This is a genomic window from Desulfobacterium sp. N47 (assembly GCF_051233685.1).
In the GTDB taxonomy this organism is placed as follows: domain Bacteria; phylum Desulfobacterota; class Desulfobacteria; order Desulfobacterales; family RPRI01; genus RPRI01.
Genome location: NZ_JBAMMY010000138.1, coordinates 30,227 through 50,519 on the forward strand (window position 1 = coordinate 30,227; position 20,293 = coordinate 50,519).

The window sequence follows — 20,293 nt, forward strand, 5'->3', positions numbered from 1 at the left end:
AATAACTATTCTATATTAAAATAAATTAAAGGCAAAACAATTTCTTTTTCTGATATATTTTCACACAATTGTTAGATTATTGTTAGCAGGTAAATAAAAAACATTATTGAAGAATATTCATTAAACAGACGATTTCTCAAAAAGATAAAATATCAGAATAGAGGTTCAGTTGATTATATAGAGGTGTTCATCCGGTTATCTGGTGTAATACTACTAAATGATGGACTGTTATATAAAATATGAAAGTAAAGCGCATTAATATATCAAAACTCCTAAAATTAAGAATTCGTATTTAAATCTGTTATCTGATTCATAAAAAGCAAGCCCGTGAAAACTCACGGGCTTCTTTTTTTTCTATAAATCGCTTCTGACGAATATGTTGGCTTTCCGATTCCTGCTGCAAACAATCCTACCGAAAGTGCCTGAACCCTGCAACGGCGAAATCACCGGCGCGGTCAATAACTGCCCAAGCGGTATGTGTTTTCAGGTTAATACCATATGTGCCAAGTTTGTAGCCGGGTTTCCATGGACCAAGAATGAATTTCTTGGCGCCGCCTGAGTTCATATCAACTGCATTTACCCATTCACCGTTCTCATTTTTTGTTGCGAGGCCTAACATGCCTTTTCCGAGTTGGATGGGGAGCAATTTATGATGGTCATAGCTCATCGAAAGAGTATATACATCTGTTTGCTCAGTCCCGAGATCAGCCATACCCCAAAGAATAAGGATGTCGCTCGCAGGATCGTCACAATGTTTTCCGGTTCTCATGTTTTGAGGAGCCCAGCCTGTGTTGACGGCTTTTTCGGTGGCTTTGCCATAGTTGGTCGTAGCAGTGCTGCCGTTGATGCCGTCGAGGATAGCCATCGAAGTGCCTGCGAAACCGTGTTCCATGGAACGGGCGATGCTTGTGTTATCTGTCATTACGTAAGATGCGCCCTGAGCGACGATATTTTCTTTTCCGTTTAAGCTGTAACCTGTTGAGGAGCGTTTTGAAAAGTTGAGGGTGGGAGTAGTTACCGGACTGGAACCTGTCCAGTCATCGTGATCGTCGGCATAATAGTCGATGGTCACACGTGGTCCGTCCACTGTGAAAATGTAATACCCGATTTTGCTAAGATCCTGTTCAACCGGAACGTCGTTTGCCGATACAGGGAGGCCGGGAGTATAGAACTTGGAACTGTCGGACTGGGTAATGAGTTGGTGTACCTTGCTCAAGCCATCAGGACTTGTAACAACTGAATTATAGTGGTGGTGATCGTGGCCGGATATAACATACTTTACTAAGTTATCCTGCATAGATGCAAAAAAGGCGTTCTCGGCATCCTGCTTGGCTTCCAGTGCGGCTTTTTCAGCAGGGGAGAGTAAAGCAATATCTAAACCGTAACCGTCACCCGGATCGTTTGGTGTGACCTGTCCGCCAAACATATTGTCTTTGTGATTGCCTCCCAGGATATTCTTGTGGGTAAAGGCAAAAGCATGGGTATGAGCCGGACGGTTTAAAAGGGTTTCGTCTATCCAGGGTTGCTGATCGGGAACGTAGCTTGTGTAATAGTCCGGAGATTTGAACTGGTCAAGAAGTACAAATGTTGCGTTATTATATCGAAATGAGTAAGAAACGCCGCCGGTATATGCATTGACGGCATCAGGGGCTGAAAAGTCTGCACCTGCGGTAAAGGTATTCGGGTTGGTCTTGTCTGCCGGTGGATTGCCTGTGATGGGATTTAAGTCGGCAGCCGGAATAATAGCTGATGTGATGTCGCCAGGAGTGTCATTGTTCACGCCTGCGTCAGGCCCTGGCACGATCTGCGGGTAAGCATACCTGTAATCCGCGCCGGAGTCCAGATATGATCCATGGGCCGCTTCGTGGTTGCCGCGTAAGGGATAAAAACCGATGCCCGCGTTATATAAATCCTGGGCATAAAGCGCCCGGGTGTAGTCATTGATCTGACTGCCGGAATCCACCATGTCACCGACGTGAACGACAAGTTTCACACCACTGGCGATAAACTGTTGGTCAACCTGTTTGATGATGTCTGCAGCGCAGGTATTAGGATTTTTCCCGTCATCCGCTTTGGTCCATTGAGTGTCGGAGATGACTCCGAATTTCCATGGTTCTGCAGAGACTGATCCAACCGCTATCAAGACTGCGAGCATCAGGATAACCGATATCTTGCAAAACATTTTTTTCATCTTATGATCCTCCTCTTAAGATTTTAATGATAGGTTTTTCTATTTTTTCCTCATAAATTCTAAAGCACTATCTGTATTTTTAACGTGCCACCACCCCCTTTTTTTTGATCATCTGCGAATTAAACCTAATCAACTTTGGAATATTTTTATTAGAAATCTATGAGCGATTTATAAAATTTGTGTTAATTTTTCATGTTGACCTTGAGAATAAGAAAAAATTGGGCCTTAGCAAAAGGCGAAACGAACCCGGAAGGATTATTTTTGAATTTTGGATTTATAAGACGCTTCTATTATGTGCCAAACATGGCATTCTGAAGTGATTTATAATCATGTCCCATAGTGTTTTCCGGGCAGGACTTATAAATTGGAACTTTTTTTATTTTGTCAACAACACCGCTTTGTTCATCTAAAACTCTTCGAATTGAACTGCCAAGTTTGCGCATATCATACGGTTTCATAATAAAATCGCTGATACCTATTTCAAAAGATTTTTCACTGCTTATGTGTTCGTTAAATCCGGTACATAATACAACCGGAATTTCAGGACGTATTCGAAAGATCTCTTTTGATAATTGAATCCCTGTCATAAAAGGCATGGTCATATCCGTTATAACCAGATCAAAGATGTCTGCATTTTCCTTAAAAATTTCCAGGGCATCCATCGCATTTGTGGTTTTCGTTACATGATAGCCCAATACTTCCAACATCTTTTTTTCTACTGATGCAAGCTCTTTTTCATCATCCACCAGAAGTATATTCTCACTACCTCCGGGTATATCCACCGGGTTATCATCCTCTAATCTCTCCCCGGTCTCAACCAGCGGAAGCAATACATGAAAAGTACTTCCATGGCCTTGCCGGCTCCTTACAAGGATTTTGCCGCCATGGCTGTTGATAATGCCATGAGCAACTGACAATCCCAGGCCGGAACCCTTTGTTTTATCCTTGGTTGTGAAATACGGGTCAAAAATTCTATTCATGACTTCCCGGCTCATCCCGCATCCTGTATCACTTACGGAGAGCATGAGATAGCGGCCTGTTGCTACATCTTGATAAGAGGAATGGTTTTCTTCTGAAATCACCACAGTATTCAATTTAACCTCAAGCGTTCCACCGCCGGGATCCATGGCATGCAGTGCGTTGGTGCATAAGTTCATAAGGACCTGGTGAATCTGTGTTGCATCAGCCAGAACCATATTGTTTTCCGTTGAAACGGATTGCTTTATTTCAATAGTGCTGGGCAGTGTTGATCTCAGAAATTTCAGAGCTTCTTTGATTACAGGGTAAATCAGTACATTTTTTAATTCCTGATTTCCTTTCCGGCTGAAAGTAAGGATTTGTTTTACCACTTCTTTTGAACGGTTGCATCCTACAAGAATACCTTCAAGATAGTCTTTCATCGATGAGTTACATTTAGGAGCATCTAAAATAGCCAAATCGGCATACCCCATTATCATACACAATGTATTGTTAAAATCATGGGCTATACCACCTGCAAGGGTTCCTATAGCTTCAAGCTTTTGCGCCTGGGAGAGTCTTGATTCCAAAATGATTTTTTCTTCCTGCGCTGTTTTTAATTCTCTGATATTTATAAAAGTTTCAAGAAAACATTTGACACCACCTAAATAGACAGGTGTGACTGTTTTAAGAATCGGAATGGTTTGACCATTTGCGGTTTTCAGCAAGCCTTCCATATGATAGGTTTTTATATTTTGATTTATTATTGGACAATTATCATCATTGCCGCTGCTTAAATAGTCGCTGCAAATTTTTCCGACTAACTGATGCTTTTGAATTCCGATCATATCAGCAGCCGTTGAATTAGCCTCAATGATTCTGAAATTGCCGGCATTGACGATCATGATACCGGCATAAACAGAATCAAGAATCATTTTTAATCTTTTTTCGCTTTCACGCAGGGCCTCTTCAGCCATTTTCCGGGAACTGATGTCCAATAAAGATGCGATAGTCAGGCCTGTTCCGGGAATCGTCCCCACTTTGATCAAAACGACTTTCTCGGTCCCGGCAGCTCCGGTCAATCTGAATTCATCTTCGGACGGAACATCCGCCGAACCCTCTATTCTCATTTGGCGGTGCCGTTTTGCTCTGTCAAGATCATCAGCAGCTGCAAACTGCATCCAGCTCATTTTCCTTTCGATATCTCCTTTTTTATATCCGCTGAGCTTTTCGAACTCAGAATTAACGATAGATATGGTTGTGTCTTCTTCTATAATAATTATCGCCGTTCCGGTGTTTTCAAAAACGCTTCTATATCGCTGCTCAGATTCCTGAAGTTTTTTTTGAGCCGCCATTCTTTCTTCTATTTCTCTGCTTAGTTCATCATTTTTCTCATAAAGCAGCTTTGTTTTTTTCAGAACCTGCTTTCTTAACAAAAAAGTCAGTATCGCAGAGATCACCAGAAGTATTGATCCCATGCCCAGTAAAGATAGTAACCAGGACGGAATAGCGTAATCTTTCGAGCTTGCTAAAATCTGGTCAAGAAGTTTATAATAGATAGAACCGGGATTTTTTTTCATTAGATTTAAGTTATAATCTATAGCAGTTATGATATTGCGGCCGCCTTGTTGGGGCGCTGCAAACCTCAATTCTACCGGGGATAATATAATTGTAGTGCTTTTCACTTTATATTCACCCTGATGCAGAAAAGCATAAATACGGTCAACCATACCTGTATCAATCCAACCATTTTCAAGAGCCTGAAAGATTTCATCATAGTGCTTAAATTCAATAAATTCACAGTTGATGTTTAATCCCTTAATCATTTTCCTGAGTTCCCGGCCATATGGATCATTGGCTAACATACCAACTGAATAGCCTTCAAGCTCTAATATGGATTTAATATTTTTTCCGGTTCCCGTATATATCTGCCCCCATGTGGAGATGATCGTTTCACGGGTGAATTCGTACTTAATGGCATTTTCTTTTGAGTAGGTGGCGGCCAAAACCAAATCAGCCCTGTTTGAATCTAAGTAATCAAATTGATTATGTAACTCACATGGGATAAAACGCAGATTCCAATGTTCCTTAGCAGCAATATTTTTCAATATTGAAACAAAAAGTCCTTCGCTGCGGCCTGGCTTTTCAATTGAGCAGAGGGGATCAAAGTCTATAATCCCGACTCTCACGATCTTTTCCTGCCTATCCAATGCTTGTGCGTTAAACAAGGGAAACAAACAAAGCAAAATTAAAATACATCCTGATTTAACAAAATTTATTTGTTTATTTATTACTTTTATCAAAATATTCTCCATCAATCCACAATCGGTATTTCACCATAAGTAATACTTTTAATGATTTTTTCTGCATAAGAGACAGCTTCTTCAGGAAGTTTTGCATAATGAAGCGTTTTATTAAAATGCTGACCATCTTTGATGGCCCATAAAAGGAACTTTAAGAGGGCTGCCGCTTCCTCTCTGTTTCTCTGATTATTTGCCTGTTCCTTATAAAAAATAAGCCAGGTAAATGAGCTGATAGGGTAGCCTTCAGGTGCATCAGTATCGGTAATCAGAACCCTTGTATCCGATGGAAGATCTATTTTCGCGGCCTCTGAAAGAGATTTAAGAGTCGGTTCAATATAATTGCCTTTACGGTTTTGGATCATAGCCGCCGGCATTTGATTTTTTTTAGCCCATGTTAATTCAACATAGCCGATGCTACCGGGTATCTTCTTAAGATAATTAACCACACCGGGATTACCTTCAACGCCAATGCCAACCGGCCATCTGACAGTTTTCCCACAACCGATATTATCTTTCCATTCACGACTCGCCTTGGATAGATAATTTGTAAATACGAAATTTGTGCCGCTTTCTTCCGACCGATGTACAATAGTAATTTTAGTATCCGGAAAATCAATTCCCGGGTTTATACGGCTTATTTCGTTATTCGACCAATTAGTAACTTTACCCATAAATATTTTGGACAGAAGCTCAGGGGTCATTTTGAGAATACTCTTAAAATGACCTCCCAAAGGCAGGTTGTAACAAATAGCCACAGCTCCCACACAAGTTGGTATGTGGAGGATCTGACCGGGAGCCTTTTTCAATTCAGCATCTGAGAGATAGGCATCCGTGGCTCCGAAATCAACTTTTCCATTAAAAAGTTGTTTAATGCCAGACCCCGAACCTACTGCCTGATAATCGATTCGAATGCCGGTTTTATTATAGTAGGTTTCAACCCAGGTTTTATAAAGCGGATATGGAAAAGTAGCTCCTGCCCCTTTTATAATAATATTTGCTCCAAGCGCCGTATTTTGAAAAAGCGATATTCCAAAAATAATAATTGTAATGATAATTTTATACATACCTATACCTTTTTAATTTCAGTAAAAAATAGAAACTTTTGTCCTTTGAGCAAGGCCACAGATCAACAGACATTTACTTTTTTGTTCGGTTGATAGTGTGGTAATATAGTATTTGGATTCGGAAAGGATAAGTAACTATGTAAAGTATCGGGAAGCCAAAGAACGAAACACAGGGCAGATACCAACGCATTGATTAATAAAGAAGAAACCGTATATAGTCCTCTAAAATGATGAGGCAAATTATTTCCTTTCAGGGATTACACTACATCAGTCCCCATTGGGATCGATTTTTAATCCGCACGTCTTTATTTCAAAATTATATTTGAAAAATACTAAAATTTTGTTAGCTTTTGATTAAGATTTTCTGATCCCCCCATATTTAACATTCCGGTGTTTACATCTGTTTTATTAACAAATTTCTAACCGTATTTTTATATAAATGAAATGATTCAGTGGTTAAAGTGGTTAACAGCTCTGAGGTTTTCCAATCGACAAGTTAATGTTTTCAATAATAATACTTTATACAATCGGGAGGTATTTTTATGAGCAACGAACATATTTTTCTTGAAGGAAGAAAACACAAACGATTCAGATTAAAGAAAGGAGTACGTGCAGCTCTTACACCTGGCAATAAGATCGGACAAATCAAAGAAATAAATGAAGGTGGATTAGTTTTCCGGTGTGCTGATAATGACAAACCGCTGAAACGCCCGGTTAAAATAGATATCTTTTCGTCGGCCTATGATTTCTATTTAAGCAATGTGTCGGTTCAATCAAGCGGTTATTTGAAAACCGACAGCAAGGTTTCACTCAGTTCGCAGCCAATAAGGCAACTAAAAATACAAATAGGTAAAATGACTTCCACCCAAATAATCCTGCTGGATCATTTCTTAAAAGAATATATTTTGCCGGACTCTTAAAGCATTTCAGTATAATGCCGGTATCAGGCAAGCGCAAAGCCTTGATTAGGGGAAAACCACTTATTTTGGTTTCAGATAGGTGAATAGTTTTCGGCAATCTATTTTTATGACATTCGGAAATTTATAATTATGAGTTTCCACAGTTGAGTTAAGTTAAAGATAAGTTCAATTATCATCTCTTTTCCTGGAAATTTATATTATGGAATAAAAGCGTTTCCATAACATAAATTTCCGGGTTATCCCATCTGAAAAATATAATTTCCTGATTTTATTTGTCTCATCCATTCTGACCACCTTTCTATCCTCCATCCTAATTTGCTTGGCTTATAAACTATTACCAATATTAGAACGAAAGACCGTTAAACAACTCAAAATGGATTCATAATTTTACATTGCCGGAACTCATAGTTTTACATTGCCATAAACATCAAAAAAAGGGGTTTGTTTGTCAAAGAGTTTAATTTATTTTAGGAAAACAATTCTTCGTCTTGACAAGGTGCATCATAAGCGTTACACTTATTCCAAAAGGAGAAAAACAATGCCCACTAAAAATCCAAGAGTAAATATTGTTGTAGAGACACCGCTTTACAACATAATGCATGATCTTGCAGCCAGTGAAGGTGTTTCCATGTCCACCATCGCTCGTGATCTTATCCGGGAAGCAATTGAATTACGGGAAGATGCAGCACTTGCAGCTTTTGCAGATTCACGAATAAAGACATTCGACAGAAAAAAAGCACTTTCGCATGAAGATGTGTGGGAATGAACCATGCCTTTTACATTGCACTATCATCCTGCAGTTCGCGTTGAGGATTTGCCGCTTATTGATCGAAAAATAAAAGACAGGATCCGTAAGGCTATAGAAGAACGTTTGCAGACAGCGCCTCAAGACTATGGAGTACCTTTGCGAAAGTCACTAAAAGGATATTGGAAGCTGCGTGTTGGTGATTACCGGGTAGTATTCAAAATAGTAGAGTCCGAGGTATGGATTCTTGGTATCAGGCATCGGAAATCGGTTTATATGGAAATTGGCGCGGGGATGTAAAAAATTTGGGGAAACGATGGCAGGGTAAGCGCATTTGGATTTTATCTAAAATTTACTTCGATTAAATTATTATTTTTTGTATTCGTTTAAAACCGGGAATTACCCCTTTTCGTCATTCCGGCGAAGGCCGGGCACGCAGTGAAGCTTTAGCGCTAACCAGTAAATTCATTGGGTTCCGGATACCGGATCAAGTCCGGCATGACGGTTTGTGGATTTTTATATAACCATCAAAGAATATATTAAATCCAAATGCGGTTATCCTTGCTACCCTAAGACCGCGGAATAATAACATGTTTATCAATATATCAATACCCGTCCCAAATACTTCCCATTTATGGAAAGAGGGCGAATTTTTTGGAGAACCAATGTTTCAACGCACACAGCAAAAAGCACACCCGTCCCTGCACCAGGGTCCATAATTCTCACCTGCTGAGGCCCTCTTTCAAACATGGAAGACATAAACTGAGCTATAGCTGCTGGTGTCAAAAACTGACCAATCTTGGAACGGGATGTTCTGCTGGTTACACCGTTAAATGATTTACGAACATGGTCAAGTGTATGCAAGGATTTTGTTATCATATAATATTTTGCTGTAAAGCATATTTGGCAGAAATTACTGCTGTTTGTTTCAGTGACTCAATGTTTAATATACATAGTCTTTGATATCCGGGTTTACCTTTTTTGAATGGCCTATTCTTTACACCAATAATTATTTTAAATCAAACAGGTTCTATAGAAAGGAGAATACAGCTTATAAGTTCATGAGTTCATAGTTGATAAGTTTGTAAGCAAAAAGGAGGGGATAAAGGTTCAAAATTCAAGATAAAAAGAAAACAAAAGGCTATATTTAAGCAATAAAACTGCTATCTCATTTCAACAGTGACTTTCTTTTCCGGAGAAGTACCAGGCCCTTCGTATCTGATAAACACGCCATCATCTTTTGTGAACCAATAAAAGCATTCACCAAAAACCGATAAAATCCCTGTCAGACTGATCTTAACCTTTTGAGCTTTGATGGTATTACTGTTTATTTTCAGGACATCCGCAGATACTTTTAATGCCCTTAGCTTATAAATCTTAAGCGTGTCCGGTTGAAATGTCCAGAACTCAAGAGCGGAATCTTTTGAAATTATGAATGGTCTTAAAGAGATAGAAATTGCCTGAAACCAGGGCAAATTGTCAATTTTTACCTTCTTTTCTAAAGGACTGCCCTTTAAAACGCCGTTTATTATCAGATCATTATTTGTTCTTTGAACGGTAATAAGCGTATTCTGACCCGGTTTATCTACTACCCATTTAACTGTTTCCAATGATGGATTGCTCCAGGTTGTTATGGTTTCATCCGATCCAACCCAGGTTATTTTCGGAACAACTCCCTTTTCGAATTTCCATTCTACAGGACTTGTTTTGGAACCGGTCCTTTCCAGATAATGATGTGTTTCCGTTTCAATCGGTTGGGCTGAAACCGGAAATAAAACAAACAGAATTAAACAGGCAAGTATTTGATGAAGTTTAGTTATCATATTTTTTTGTTTTCATGCAGACCCATCACTCTATTTTTAATATAGTTTTTACAGGCGGATACGATAAACTGCTTCGTGAGAGTAAATTCTTTTGGGGCTGTATGGATTTCGTGTAAGTGAATTTGACAGCGTTGATAAAAGGCAGATTTTATTCCTGCGGATAGCATACGTACCCATACCCAATCGAAACTGATTTATGACAATTACTATAATGGGCAATTATTTAAATTTTATTATTAAACAATTAAAATTTGGTTAAATATAGCTCAAAGATTGCTGCTTTAATTTTAGGCTTTTGTATATGGCTTGCCGGTTGATAGACGGGATACTTTTGAAAAAAGTGGAAATACGATCCTTATGTATTTTGATGGGCATTCAATATAGGTTCAGAAAATCTATATTTACAACTTGTTCGATATTTTCAGGTTGACACCTTGGCTTATCGTCCTTATCGATCAGAAGTGTCCGGACAGAATTATCCTCTTTTGCTTCATCTATGGCCATCCTTATCAGGCTGATCATTTTATGGTTAAGGCTGTTCAGAGCTTCCGGCCGGTTGAGAACAATAGTAAGCATATGCTTGTGCTTTTTAACCATAACCGGTGTATGACTATCATTGTTTTGATGCATATGACAGATATCCGTTTTAACCATTTAAAGAGGATATCAAGAATAAATTGTATTGTAAGGAAGAGGAGGATATTTCCATACTCTTGGTTTTGGTAGAATAAACTGGCCTTCAACCGCCTGCCAGTATAGATCCGGTCTTAATTCTCTAAGTTTCCCATCATCCGGCGGTCTTGCATGGTCAGTAAAAGTATAAATTGCCTGGAATATACAAATATTATCCTTTTTGTCTTTTGCCACAACATAATGTTTTTTGAAAGAATTATAAGAAATGTAGTTTGATGCAGCAATCTGATTAATTTCGTCTTCAGTAAACTTCATCAATATAGCTTTTGAAACACCGCGTTCCGAGATACGTGTCAGAGATCTTGATCCGCTGCTTCCAACATAAATAGTAGTAATACAGGGATTTCTTTTAAAATACTGTGCAGCCACTATCGCAGCTGTTCTTCTGCCTCCTGCCATCACGGGAAGACCATAATATTCAAAGAATTTCTTCTGAATATCTTCAGCGTACTTATCTCCTTTTTCGTAAATATCCTTTGAAATATAACGTAGGTTAACCGCGAGATTTTCTGCTGCTTCCACCACAGGCCAGTCTATCCGGACGTGAAAATGTGACAGAACATATCTGTCGTTTGTTTTGCTTGCGGGATCTCTTTGAATAAGAAGTGCATAATCAACAGGAAGAAGTATCTGCATAAAATCAAAGAAACGCGCCGAATCAAAAAATTTCTGACTTCTGTCGAACGCACAATCAAGAGGTAAAGTCTTTGACTTTATTATATTATCCTTAGTTGTTTTATTTATGTCATAGAATCTGATATATTTTTTATGGTTCGCAGGAATTGAGTCTTCAATAAATATTATTAGAAATGTATTCTGAGATTCATACTCTATGTCGTTTATTCGGGTACGAGGCTTTAGTTCTCTTTTTTCAACAAAAGGATAGGCGGCGTTTTTGTTTAGAAAATTATTATAGGAATCAATAAGAGCATATTTAAGCAAAAACTGATCCAGATCATCTCTTAAAAGCTCATAATATGAACGTCTCAATCTATTTGCCATACTTAGCGATTCTCTTACGCTCCAAAATGTCACAAGCTATTCTCCTGATATGGAATTGTTTAAACAACAGTTCAGGTGTCTGGAAAATTCATTATTATATCCAGGTGTTGCATGAGCATTTATATCCTTAATTCTTCATTTTCTGAAAGCGTGCTTATTTTTATTTTGGCAATAATTACCGGAAAGGTGAAGAATGCTTTTTAAATGGAATGGATAGCTTATAGCATTTATCCGGTTTCCGGTCAACGCTAATAATAAACACTTACTATACTTATGAGATGTAATTTGAAAAACGATTTTAGATTTTACCCCGGTCGTTTTCTTCTTTCCATACATAAATGTAAATAATACATCATATAATAACAATTATGTAATTTATATGTTTGTACTTTATCTTCAATATCAAATAGTTAGAAATTGGCACGATTATAGCTTTATGAATGACAAACACGGGCATTAGCAAATTTATGTAATATTTAAAAAAGGGGGGAAAGGAGAGGATGATTAAGAGAGATTTTATCGGGCAAGTTATTTACATGCATAACTGTGTGTAATAAGGCATGGTTCTTTTTACGGGTTAACAAAAATAATTATATAAACTAACTTAAGTTGGAGAAAGGTAAAATGAAAAAGTATTTTTTATTGGCAAGTATTATTATTTTAATGATGACGGCATATGTATCACTGGCTGGTGCGGAAAAACCCGCTGAGGAGCACAAGGTAACAGGAAGCGCTTCGGTTGGAGTTTTTAACAGGTATATTTTCAGAGGCTATGAGTTAAGCGCACGTAGCGCTGTTATTCAGCCTACCTTGACGGCTTCCTACAATGGGTTTAATGCTTCAATGTGGGGAAATATCGATACTGATGAACATCCGACTCAGTCTTTTGTCCCTGACAGACCAGGCGAGAAAAGCTTCAACGAGACAGATCTCACATTATGTTATAAATATGATATTGATAAACTTTCACTTACAGGCGGGTATATTTATTATAATACGAAATATGCGAATGAAACCGAGGAATTTTTTATTTCGACTACTTATAATACTCTTTTAAGCCCGACGCTGGCTATATACCAGGATATAAATGAATATACCGGAACTTATATAAATTTATCAGTATCACAGTCCGTTCCTGTCTATAAGGAGATCACCCTGGATATGGGAGCCTCAGCAGGATATTTTGTTGGCAGTTCCGATTACTGGAAAACCTATGAAAGATCAACCGGCGCATATACCGGAGACAAATACAATGCATTCCATGATGGAATGGTCAAGGCCGGGTTTACTATTCCTGTTGCAAAAAATGCTGTGATACAGCCCTTGGTACAGTATTGGTTTCCTCTTTCAGGCAAAGCTAAAAGGACTATTGACGGCAATTCCTACAACTTTAACGGAAAACTTGATGACACTTTTGTTTGCGGGTTAAACGCCACATTAACATTTTAAGAAAATTTATGAAGAGGTTATATATGAAAAAATTAATGACGCTATTCATATTAGTATGTATGCTGTGTGTCTCATTTTCGGGCATGCTCTTTGCCGGGGATGAGGCTGAAGACAAGGCAGTTATATCCCAACCTGCACCTGCGGCGGAAACCACTGCCCCGGCAACCGGGCCAAAGCCGGATCCAACCGGAGCGGGCACGGGCGGCGCTGCTGATGTGATCGGTGCAACATCAGGCGCACCGACAGCAGATGACATGAAAAATTTGGGTTCTAGCGAACCTCTTGCCGTAAAATTAGCTGATGTGATCGGCCATAACCGGATAGCGATCAATATGGTATGGATGCTTTTCTGCGGTTTTCTCGTTATGTTCATGCAAGCCGGTTTTGCCCTTGCAGAAACAGGGTTTACAAGAGCTAAAAATGCAGGACATACCATGGCAATGAATTTTATGGTTTACGGCATTGGCATGCTCGGATACTGGATGTGTGGTTTTGCAATACAGATGGGAGGCGTAGGAGGAGTTGCCTCTCTTGGTGGAGGCACGGTTCTTAACGGAGAATTTATTATCAATCTTTTTGGAAAAGATTTCGGATTGTTCGGCACAAAGGGCTTTTTTCTTTCCGGCGTTACTTATGATGCTGTCGTTTTTTCTATCTTTCTTTTTCAGATGGTATTTATGGACACCACGGCAACCATCCCGACCGGCTCAATGGCTGAGCGCTGGACATTCAAATCTTTTGTTGTATATGGATTTTTCATAGCCGGAATTGTTTACCCTTTATATGCAAACTGGGTGTGGGGCGGCGGCTGGCTTTCTCAGCTTGGTAAAAATTTTGCCCTCGGTCATGGCCATGTGGATTTTGCAGGTTCTTCGGTAGTTCATATGACAGGCGGCGTTGCCGCGCTTGCCGGAGCAATAGTTCTCGGTCCCAGATTAGGTAAGTTCAAAGCCGACGGCACGCCAAACGCTATGCCGGGACATCACATTCCTATGGCATTGACCGGATGTTTCATTCTGGCTTTTGGCTGGTTCGGATTTAATGCCGGTTCCACTCTTGCAGGCGGCGACTTAAGAATCGGAGTTGTAGCGGTAAATACTATGCTTGCATCGGCAGCAGCCTCTTTTTCCTCCATGGCATATATGTGGATACGTTACGGCAAACCGGATATATCCATGATAGCAAACGGCTTTTTGGCCGGACTTGTTGCCATCACAGCACCCTGTGCGTTTGTGAATTCGGTTTCAGCAGTAATAATAGGCATTATCGCAGGTATTATATTGTGCATCAGCGTGTTTTTTGTTGAGCGGGTAATGAAAGTTGATGACCCGGTTGGGGCAATATCAGTGCACGGCGTCAATGGCGCCTGGGGTGTTTTGGCATTGGGACTGTTTGCCGATGGAACTTATGGCGATAATTTCAACGGTGTGGCCGGTACTGTCAGGGGGCTATTTTACGGCGATGCATCCCAGTTTATTGCCCAGGTTATTGGTACGGCAACCAACATAATTTTTGTTTTTGTTGTTATGTATGTTTTCTTTAAGATTCTTGACAAGATTATCCCATTAAGGCCTTCAGCAGAAATGGAATTATCAGGACTTGACCAGTCTGAGGTTGCAGTTACGGCATATCCTGATTTTACTATACAGCAAACTCATAGATGATAAAATAATTGGCTCCGGCATCAAAAAATAGAAGCTCAGATTAAACCATACAAGTTGGAAAAAGTAAAAAAAGCCCTTAATGCTATAGGAGTTAAGGGCTTTGGAAGATAAAAGGGGCATAAGGAGATTTGTTGAGAAGCAGAATATTTTACCGGATATTACCTATTAAACGAAACGGTATATTGCGTATAAGATTTTATCTTCGTAAAGTGATTCTTCTGAGATGCAGCTTTTTCTTAGTGCACACTTTTCCAATCTGTTATGGCGGCACAGACGGCAAGGTTACCAGGGTTTTTTCATATATGCCTTTTTCGTCCAAAGGGAATGCCAAGCTTTCGCATTTTTCCCCGGAGCGTTGAAGGGTTTAATTTCAGAAGTTTGGCAGCACCCTTTTCCCCGCCTACACGGCCACCGGCCATTTTGAGAGCTTTTATAATCGTTTGTGAGTTTGCCTGATCAAAACTGAGAGTGCTTGCAGCCTCAGTTGCGGGTATAATTGTGTTTGCGCGCGGTATGGTGTAGCCTATATTATCAAAGGCAAGCGGTCTTTTTCTGTTTAGAATAAGAGCGCGCTCAAAACGGCCCCTTTTTTGAAAAAATGCTCCTGTAAATGCACCTTTCTCATGGCCGAAAAGCTCACTGTCCATAAGGGATTCCGGGATAGCGCCGCAATTCACCTTAATAAAGGGACCGTTTTTGAGCGGAGACAGATTATGAATGGCAGTGGCAATGACCTCCTTGCCGGTTCCGGTTTCCCCTGACAATAAAACGGGACTGGACATGGGCGCTACCTGATTAACCATTTCCATGACCTGCTTTAAGCCGAAATGTGCGCCTACGATCTCTTCCCCTGTTTGCTGCCGTAATTCCTCCTGCAAATACCGGTTGTCATCCGCCAGGATCTCCTTGAGTCGCAGAAGCTCGCGATAACGCAGATAATCGGAAAGAGCAATGGCAAAGGGTTCGTGCAGAAGCGAAAACAGCCGCACATGTTCTTCGGAGTACTTTTCTCCTCCGTTTTTACCGACAAGAATACCGCTAAGAAAATCCCATTCCGGTTTTGGCCCGATCGCCATAAATGCTGCATCAGGATGCCCTATAATTTCTGACATATACCCCATAATAGGATGATCGCTGATTCGGTCTGCCACAAAAACCTTCTGTCTCATCTGAGGATTTATTCTCATTTCCTCGATAAGTTTTCTGACACCTTCCGGAGCTACGTTTTTGATGGATGTAAGTTCTCCTCCGCTTAAATCCGCTTTTGCAATGACTTCCCCAAGCCCGGTTACCGGATCATAAAGATCAATGTGCATGATATCTGCCGGGATATAGTTGCGGATGTACATAAAGCAATCCCATAGCGCTTTTTCTATCTCCAGACTTCCGCAGATTCTCAGCGTAGCCTCCCGGAAAAAATAATTTTCATCTATCGACATGAATATCTCCTATAGAATATAATATGATATATTTTATTTAACACTTTATTATAATAAGTGTCAAATATAACATATAAAAGTGCCATATTTGATATTTATAGTTCCCTCATTTATATAACTACCTGTATTTATAATTATAAATATTATGGCATGCTTTATGCTTTAATAGAAGCATTAACATCTTTTAAGCCAAAGTGATGAAGGAAAATAAGGCAAAATACAACATCAGGATATAATATTTGTTCGAACTGGTAATGAGAGGTTACAATTATAAAAAGGAGTGAAACATGAATGTCATGCGAGTCAAAGAACATCATCCGTTGTATGGTGAATTGTCGGTGATTGTTGGTTCGAAATATACAACAGATAGCGACTTTGCTGTGTGGGCATATTCCCGCGATTCAAGTCCGGTTCCCGGCAAAATTCCGGGAATAATCGTAAGGCCCGGCAGCACCGAGGAAGTATCGGAGATCATCAAACTGGCAAATATAACTCATACCCCGGAGGCGCCTCTATTTTTGGTTTTCCGGCAGGTATTCCCGGAAGAAGTATAGTAATGGACACCACACGGCTGGACAAAATAATTGAGATCAATGAAGAAAATATGACGGTAACCGCTGAAGCCGGCATCGGCGTATGCGAGCTGGGAACCAAGTTGACCGAGAGGGGCCTTTATGCAAATCTTGTATGGGCGCCCTATTATGCGGATACACTCGGTGGTTTGATAGGCGGAGTTATGGGTGGAGGCTGGTCGACGCGGACGCAAGTAGTAGGGACCCAATGCGAATCATATACTGGGTATGAAGGTGGTCACTCCCACCGGAGGCGTGATTCAAACCGGAGGAGGGCCTGGAACTAACATACATCGAAAAACCACCTTCATGCGCGATGGGGGTTCACCTGATACGACCGGTTTGTTCATCGGTGATGGAGGAATATTCGGTGTTAAGACCGAAGTAACGCTGGCGCTTTATCCCCTCGAAACGGTTGCCAAACCAAGAGGTTTCCTCTTCAAAAATTTTGATGACATCTGGAGCGCCATATCCAAATTGATGGCAATAGAGCCATTTCCTTATACGAATCTTGTCGGTCTTGCACCCAATTCTACGGCGCTATTTATGAAAGAGCCATGTTGGGTTTTATTATGCTATACCAGAGGATATGAGGAAGATGAGGTAACAACCAAGATTAAGGTATTAGATGAGGTTTGCAAGGCGGCAGGGGGTGAAATAGGTTCGGAAGAGATTCATCATCAGGCCAGCGCCGCCGGTACCGGAGAAATGTATCGTGAAATGGGCAAGCTTGCCTCGGTAGGTATGTGGGTATTTCTTGAGACGCATATTCCCAAAGAAGATCTTCCCAGACTCTTTAACAAGTATGCTGCGCTGATGGATCAAAGATTCGAGGAAAAAGGTCTAAAGGAATATGGCGGCGTCAGACTGGATGTTCTGTTGCCGGTAGGGCACGGTTGATTCAAAAAATCTACGAGGTCGATCCCTTGCTGTGCCCCAAGTGTCAAGGTCCCATGAAAATCATATCCATAATCGATCAGGCTGAAATCATACAAAAAATTTTACGGCATCTAAATCTATGGGACACACGAAATCACGATCCTCTGCCTGAAAGCCCACCATATATCCCCGAATTAACATACGACGATTCGGACTCCCAAATTCCTGCTTATGACTATTGGAACTAAGCATTTTTCAAAATAGTTTAGGCGGATTAAGGGGTGGCTACGCCCAAAAATAGCCCTGCCATAACCAATTCCTGCAATATCCAATCAACAGCACCCTAATTCCGCTTCAATTTATCCGCTCTTTTTTATCGGTTTTTATCGGGCTGAAGCCCACCCCAACATGTTTAGGCGGGCTTCAGCCCGATTTACTATTGCAATTGCCAAAATTTTTCTTTATAAAAAGCAAGTTGTTATCTCTACAGGGGTTTCCTGGCCGGTCTGGGCCTGTTCCACAGCTGTGGCGGCTGCCGGCTGTGTGCGACCTTCCTGTATTCCGCCAGTGCTGGCACCCCTTTATCAATCAAATCGGCAGGGTTTCTGAAATTGACCCGGAAAGGAGCCAGCATTGCCGTAACCAGCGATGTTGGAGTAATCTCCTCGGGATAGTCCTCATTGTCACCTCCCCAGGCCATAACCGGCGCAGCAGATCTGATAAGCCCAGCCGGGTCCCTTTCAGTCCAGCTACCGAATATAGAAAGGTTTGTCCCCTGCAATGATCTGGGAATTAACCCGGCCCGGGCCGGAAGCTTATAATACTCTGGCTTCCGGCCCCTGATTGCCGATTGCTTCCTGCCAGTTTTTTAATGCTGTCGGCGGTAAAAGCGGGATACCCCCTTCTCATCAATATATTCTTCTATCCTTCCCTCATCGGCCAGGTAATCCAGGTGAGACACCACCTCCACCACCGCAAGGAAGATGTCAAAGCCCTTTACGTGCGGGTAATAGACCCTGGACAGACTGTAAGGCGCAGCCGCACTCTCCCTGCCTGCCGGGACAATATTATATATTTCCTCCAGCCTGCCTTTATGAAATTCTATCCTGGATCTGGCCAGGGCTGACGGTTCGGACACCGGGTCCCCGTGTCCGGGCAGGCACAGTGAAGGATTTATATTTCCCACCAGCTCCATGCTTTTCAGCATGTGCGCAAGGCTCCTGCCCCGCAGGTTCTTTTTACGGGGATCATAATCTATCAGTGTAATGGCAGTTATTTTGGGAAGAAGCATGTCCCCGGAAAAGAGCACCCCCTTATCTTCCCAAAAAAGGCTGGTATGGCCTCCGCTGTGCCCCGGTGTGTGCAGCAGGCGAAGCTCAAAGCCATCAAAGCCCAGCAGGCAGTCTCCTGAATATGTTTTGATGCTGTCAATAGGATGGGTGAAGGGCACCTCGCCCCGGTACAGCCCGTCCATCTTCAGGGCCTCCCTGGTAATGCCGGTGGTTAGCATGGTCTTCAGCATATTTTCTATATACCCGGGAGTAAGCTCCAGCTTTTCCACCTCGCTGTCCCTGACCAGCACCTCGGACCCGGCTTCCCTCTGTATTTTACCGGCTATGCCGTAGTGGTCAGGGTGCCCGTGGGTAATAACTATCCTTTTAATATCTTTTAATTCAAGCCCTGATTCTTTTAGCGACCTGTTCAGGAAATCCTCCGCAGGCTGGTAGTAAAGGCCCGGATCTATTATGGTAAGGGGGTCTGAAATAATCAGGTAGGCATTGACATCACCGACCGGAAAAGGAGTGGGAAGAGGTATTCTTTTTATTGGAAGATTACTCAGCATTATGCACCTCGGGATTAATATTTCTTATAGTATGGTATATTTAAAAAATACGTAAGTCAAAGCAAACCTCCACTTCGCATTTAAGCCCCCACCGTAACAGGCGGGGGCTTAAAATATGTAAAGAACTACATGGTGGCAAAATACCTTTTCTACCGTAAAAAAGTCGGCACAACCGCATCAATAAGGCCAATGACAAAAGCCGCTATAAGAGCACCGATTATACTCACGCTGAGCAGCCCCGGAACAATGAATCATATTGGCCGACCTGAGCATACCCGATCAACCGCATCGCCGATGGCCTGAAGTGTGACACTGTGCCTCCATGCTGGCACGTAAAGCGGCTTCCGTCCGGTACATATCCCTGTAATAGGCCTTGAGGTTCCGCTGCGGACAGCGTCCTATCCGCTTGCCCGCTTTTGCGCTCCCTCGGGGAATCCGTTATCCTCAAATAGCCCGAAGGTGAAACCTTCAGAATCCGGCAGCAGGCGAACATGAAGCGGTTTTTCATGAGTGTTGAAAGACAGCGGGACTGGTTTTCCGTATCCGATCCGGGAATTCCCCTTTTTTAAACCTACACACAATGAATAACATTTACAAAACCGTACTTAGAGATTGTCATAAAATAACTATAACATTTATGTTGCATAATTTTCAAATTTGCTCCATGATTAGCTCATGGAAAAAGATAGAATATCAAAACGATTTAAAATCCTTGAGCCAATACTCAATGAACGGTTACGCAGGCATTT

The 20,293-nt window shown here is 41.2% G+C and carries 18 protein-coding genes; 8 read left to right on the plus strand and 10 right to left on the minus strand.

Annotated elements, in window-relative coordinates:
• Positions 1–409: 409 nt before the first annotated feature.
• The 3 genes from VXK47_RS09180 to pstS form a co-directional block, all read right to left on the minus strand.
• Positions 410–2,191 (minus strand): metallophosphoesterase family protein, encoded by a 1,782-nt coding sequence (locus VXK47_RS09180; RefSeq protein WP_435548479.1) that lies wholly within the window; start codon positions 2,189–2,191, stop codon positions 410–412.
• Between the two features lie 290 nt (positions 2,192–2,481).
• Complete coding sequence (locus VXK47_RS09185) at positions 2,482–5,451, minus strand: PAS domain S-box protein (protein ID WP_435548480.1); 2,970 nt, start codon at positions 5,449–5,451, stop codon at positions 2,482–2,484.
• An 11-nt stretch (positions 5,452–5,462) separates the two neighbouring features.
• Complete coding sequence (gene pstS / locus VXK47_RS09190) at positions 5,463–6,515, minus strand: phosphate ABC transporter substrate-binding protein PstS (protein ID WP_435548481.1); 1,053 nt, start codon at positions 6,513–6,515, stop codon at positions 5,463–5,465.
• A 542-nt stretch (positions 6,516–7,057) separates the two neighbouring features.
• On the opposite strand from pstS, the gene VXK47_RS09195 reads away from it, so the two are divergent.
• The 3 genes from VXK47_RS09195 to VXK47_RS09205 all read left to right on the plus strand — a co-directional run bounded on the left by VXK47_RS09195 (position 7,058) and on the right by VXK47_RS09205 (position 8,480).
• Positions 7,058–7,435, plus strand: a complete 378-nt coding sequence (locus tag VXK47_RS09195; RefSeq protein WP_435548482.1) for a hypothetical protein — start codon at positions 7,058–7,060, stop codon at positions 7,433–7,435.
• 538 nt (positions 7,436–7,973) lie between these two features.
• Positions 7,974–8,201 carry an antitoxin, RHH family protein gene (locus VXK47_RS09200; protein WP_435548483.1) on the plus strand — a complete coding sequence of 76 codons (228 nt, stop codon included), beginning with the start codon at positions 7,974–7,976 and terminating at the stop codon, positions 8,199–8,201.
• A 3-nt stretch (positions 8,202–8,204) separates the two neighbouring features.
• Complete coding sequence (locus tag VXK47_RS09205) at positions 8,205–8,480, plus strand: type II toxin-antitoxin system RelE family toxin (RefSeq protein ID WP_435548484.1); 276 nt, start codon at positions 8,205–8,207, stop codon at positions 8,478–8,480.
• Positions 8,481–8,777: 297 nt separating this feature from the next.
• Here the strand turns inward: VXK47_RS09205 and VXK47_RS09210 are convergent, their stop codons facing one another.
• The 4 genes from VXK47_RS09210 to VXK47_RS09225 all read right to left on the minus strand — a co-directional run bounded on the left by VXK47_RS09210 (position 8,778) and on the right by VXK47_RS09225 (position 11,731).
• Positions 8,778–9,059: an N-6 DNA methylase gene (locus VXK47_RS09210; protein WP_435548485.1), complete on the minus strand. Its 282-nt coding sequence runs from the start codon at positions 9,057–9,059 to the stop codon at positions 8,778–8,780.
• A gap of 284 nt (positions 9,060–9,343) precedes the next feature.
• Entirely contained in the window at positions 9,344–10,003 is a 660-nt protein-coding gene (locus tag VXK47_RS09215) for a hypothetical protein (RefSeq protein ID WP_435548486.1), read from the minus strand.
• Positions 10,004–10,378: 375 nt separating this feature from the next.
• Complete coding sequence (locus VXK47_RS09220) at positions 10,379–10,633, minus strand: enoyl-CoA hydratase/isomerase family protein (protein ID WP_435548487.1); 255 nt, start codon at positions 10,631–10,633, stop codon at positions 10,379–10,381.
• 36 nt (positions 10,634–10,669) lie between these two features.
• Positions 10,670–11,731 (minus strand): hypothetical protein, encoded by a 1,062-nt coding sequence (locus tag VXK47_RS09225; protein ID WP_435548488.1) that lies wholly within the window; start codon positions 11,729–11,731, stop codon positions 10,670–10,672.
• Between the two features lie 591 nt (positions 11,732–12,322).
• On the opposite strand from VXK47_RS09225, the gene VXK47_RS09230 reads away from it, so the two are divergent.
• Both VXK47_RS09230 and VXK47_RS09235 read left to right on the plus strand, forming a co-directional pair.
• Complete coding sequence (locus VXK47_RS09230; RefSeq protein WP_435548489.1) at positions 12,323–13,147, plus strand: TorF family putative porin; 825 nt, start codon at positions 12,323–12,325, stop codon at positions 13,145–13,147.
• A gap of 23 nt (positions 13,148–13,170) precedes the next feature.
• Complete coding sequence (locus VXK47_RS09235) at positions 13,171–14,811, plus strand: ammonium transporter (RefSeq protein WP_435548490.1); 1,641 nt, start codon at positions 13,171–13,173, stop codon at positions 14,809–14,811.
• Between the two features lie 296 nt (positions 14,812–15,107).
• On the opposite strand, the gene VXK47_RS09240 is transcribed toward VXK47_RS09235, so the two are convergent.
• A complete protein-coding gene (locus tag VXK47_RS09240) occupies positions 15,108–16,250 on the minus strand; it encodes a sigma 54-interacting transcriptional regulator (RefSeq protein ID WP_435548491.1) in 1,143 nt (380 codons plus the stop codon).
• A 287-nt stretch (positions 16,251–16,537) separates the two neighbouring features.
• On the opposite strand from VXK47_RS09240, the gene VXK47_RS09245 reads away from it, so the two are divergent.
• The 3 genes from VXK47_RS09245 to VXK47_RS09255 are packed head-to-tail and all read left to right on the plus strand — an operon-like array spanning position 16,538 to position 17,722.
• On the plus strand, positions 16,538–16,804 hold the full coding sequence (locus VXK47_RS09245) for a hypothetical protein (RefSeq protein ID WP_435548492.1): 267 nt from the start codon (positions 16,538–16,540) through the stop codon (positions 16,802–16,804).
• A 2-nt stretch (positions 16,805–16,806) separates the two neighbouring features.
• The gene (locus VXK47_RS09250; RefSeq protein ID WP_435548493.1) at positions 16,807–17,109 is read left to right on the plus strand and encodes an FAD-binding protein; all 303 of its coding nucleotides are present in this window, start codon (positions 16,807–16,809) and stop codon (positions 17,107–17,109) included.
• On the plus strand, positions 17,078–17,722 hold the full coding sequence (locus tag VXK47_RS09255) for a hypothetical protein (RefSeq protein ID WP_435548494.1): 645 nt from the start codon (positions 17,078–17,080) through the stop codon (positions 17,720–17,722). The genes VXK47_RS09250 and VXK47_RS09255 overlap by 32 nt, the downstream gene beginning before the upstream one ends.
• 463 nt (positions 17,723–18,185) lie before the next feature.
• On the opposite strand, the gene VXK47_RS09260 is transcribed toward VXK47_RS09255, so the two are convergent.
• Both VXK47_RS09260 and VXK47_RS09265 read right to left on the minus strand, forming a co-directional pair.
• Complete coding sequence (locus VXK47_RS09260) at positions 18,186–18,482, minus strand: hypothetical protein (RefSeq protein ID WP_435548495.1); 297 nt, start codon at positions 18,480–18,482, stop codon at positions 18,186–18,188.
• 87 nt (positions 18,483–18,569) lie between these two features.
• Positions 18,570–19,544 (minus strand): MBL fold metallo-hydrolase, encoded by a 975-nt coding sequence (locus VXK47_RS09265; protein WP_435548496.1) that lies wholly within the window; start codon positions 19,542–19,544, stop codon positions 18,570–18,572.
• Between the last annotated feature and the right edge of the window lie 749 nt (positions 19,545–20,293).

Excerpts from the sequence above, each read along its gene's own strand:
- VXK47_RS09180 (WP_435548479.1), bottom strand. The coding sequence starts at position 2,191 with ATGAAAAAAATGTTTTGCAAGATATCGGTTATCCTGATGCTCGCAGTC.
- pstS (WP_435548481.1), bottom strand. The coding sequence starts at position 6,515 with ATGTATAAAATTATCATTACAATTATTATTTTTGGAATATCGCTTTTT.
- VXK47_RS09195 (WP_435548482.1), top strand. The coding sequence starts at position 7,058 with ATGAGCAACGAACATATTTTTCTTGAAGGAAGAAAACACAAACGATTC.
- VXK47_RS09200 (WP_435548483.1), top strand. The coding sequence starts at position 7,974 with ATGCCCACTAAAAATCCAAGAGTAAATATTGTTGTAGAGACACCGCTT.
- VXK47_RS09205 (WP_435548484.1), top strand. The coding sequence starts at position 8,205 with ATGCCTTTTACATTGCACTATCATCCTGCAGTTCGCGTTGAGGATTTG.
- VXK47_RS09210 (WP_435548485.1), bottom strand. The coding sequence starts at position 9,059 with ATGATAACAAAATCCTTGCATACACTTGACCATGTTCGTAAATCATTT.
- VXK47_RS09215 (WP_435548486.1), bottom strand. The coding sequence starts at position 10,003 with ATGATAACTAAACTTCATCAAATACTTGCCTGTTTAATTCTGTTTGTT.
- VXK47_RS09220 (WP_435548487.1), bottom strand. The coding sequence starts at position 10,633 with ATGCATCAAAACAATGATAGTCATACACCGGTTATGGTTAAAAAGCAC.
- VXK47_RS09230 (WP_435548489.1), top strand. The coding sequence starts at position 12,323 with ATGAAAAAGTATTTTTTATTGGCAAGTATTATTATTTTAATGATGACG.
- VXK47_RS09235 (WP_435548490.1), top strand. The coding sequence starts at position 13,171 with ATGAAAAAATTAATGACGCTATTCATATTAGTATGTATGCTGTGTGTC.
- VXK47_RS09240 (WP_435548491.1), bottom strand. The coding sequence starts at position 16,250 with ATGTCGATAGATGAAAATTATTTTTTCCGGGAGGCTACGCTGAGAATC.
- VXK47_RS09245 (WP_435548492.1), top strand. The coding sequence starts at position 16,538 with ATGAATGTCATGCGAGTCAAAGAACATCATCCGTTGTATGGTGAATTG.
- VXK47_RS09250 (WP_435548493.1), top strand. The coding sequence starts at position 16,807 with ATGGACACCACACGGCTGGACAAAATAATTGAGATCAATGAAGAAAAT.
- VXK47_RS09265 (WP_435548496.1), bottom strand. The coding sequence starts at position 19,544 with ATGCTGAGTAATCTTCCAATAAAAAGAATACCTCTTCCCACTCCTTTT.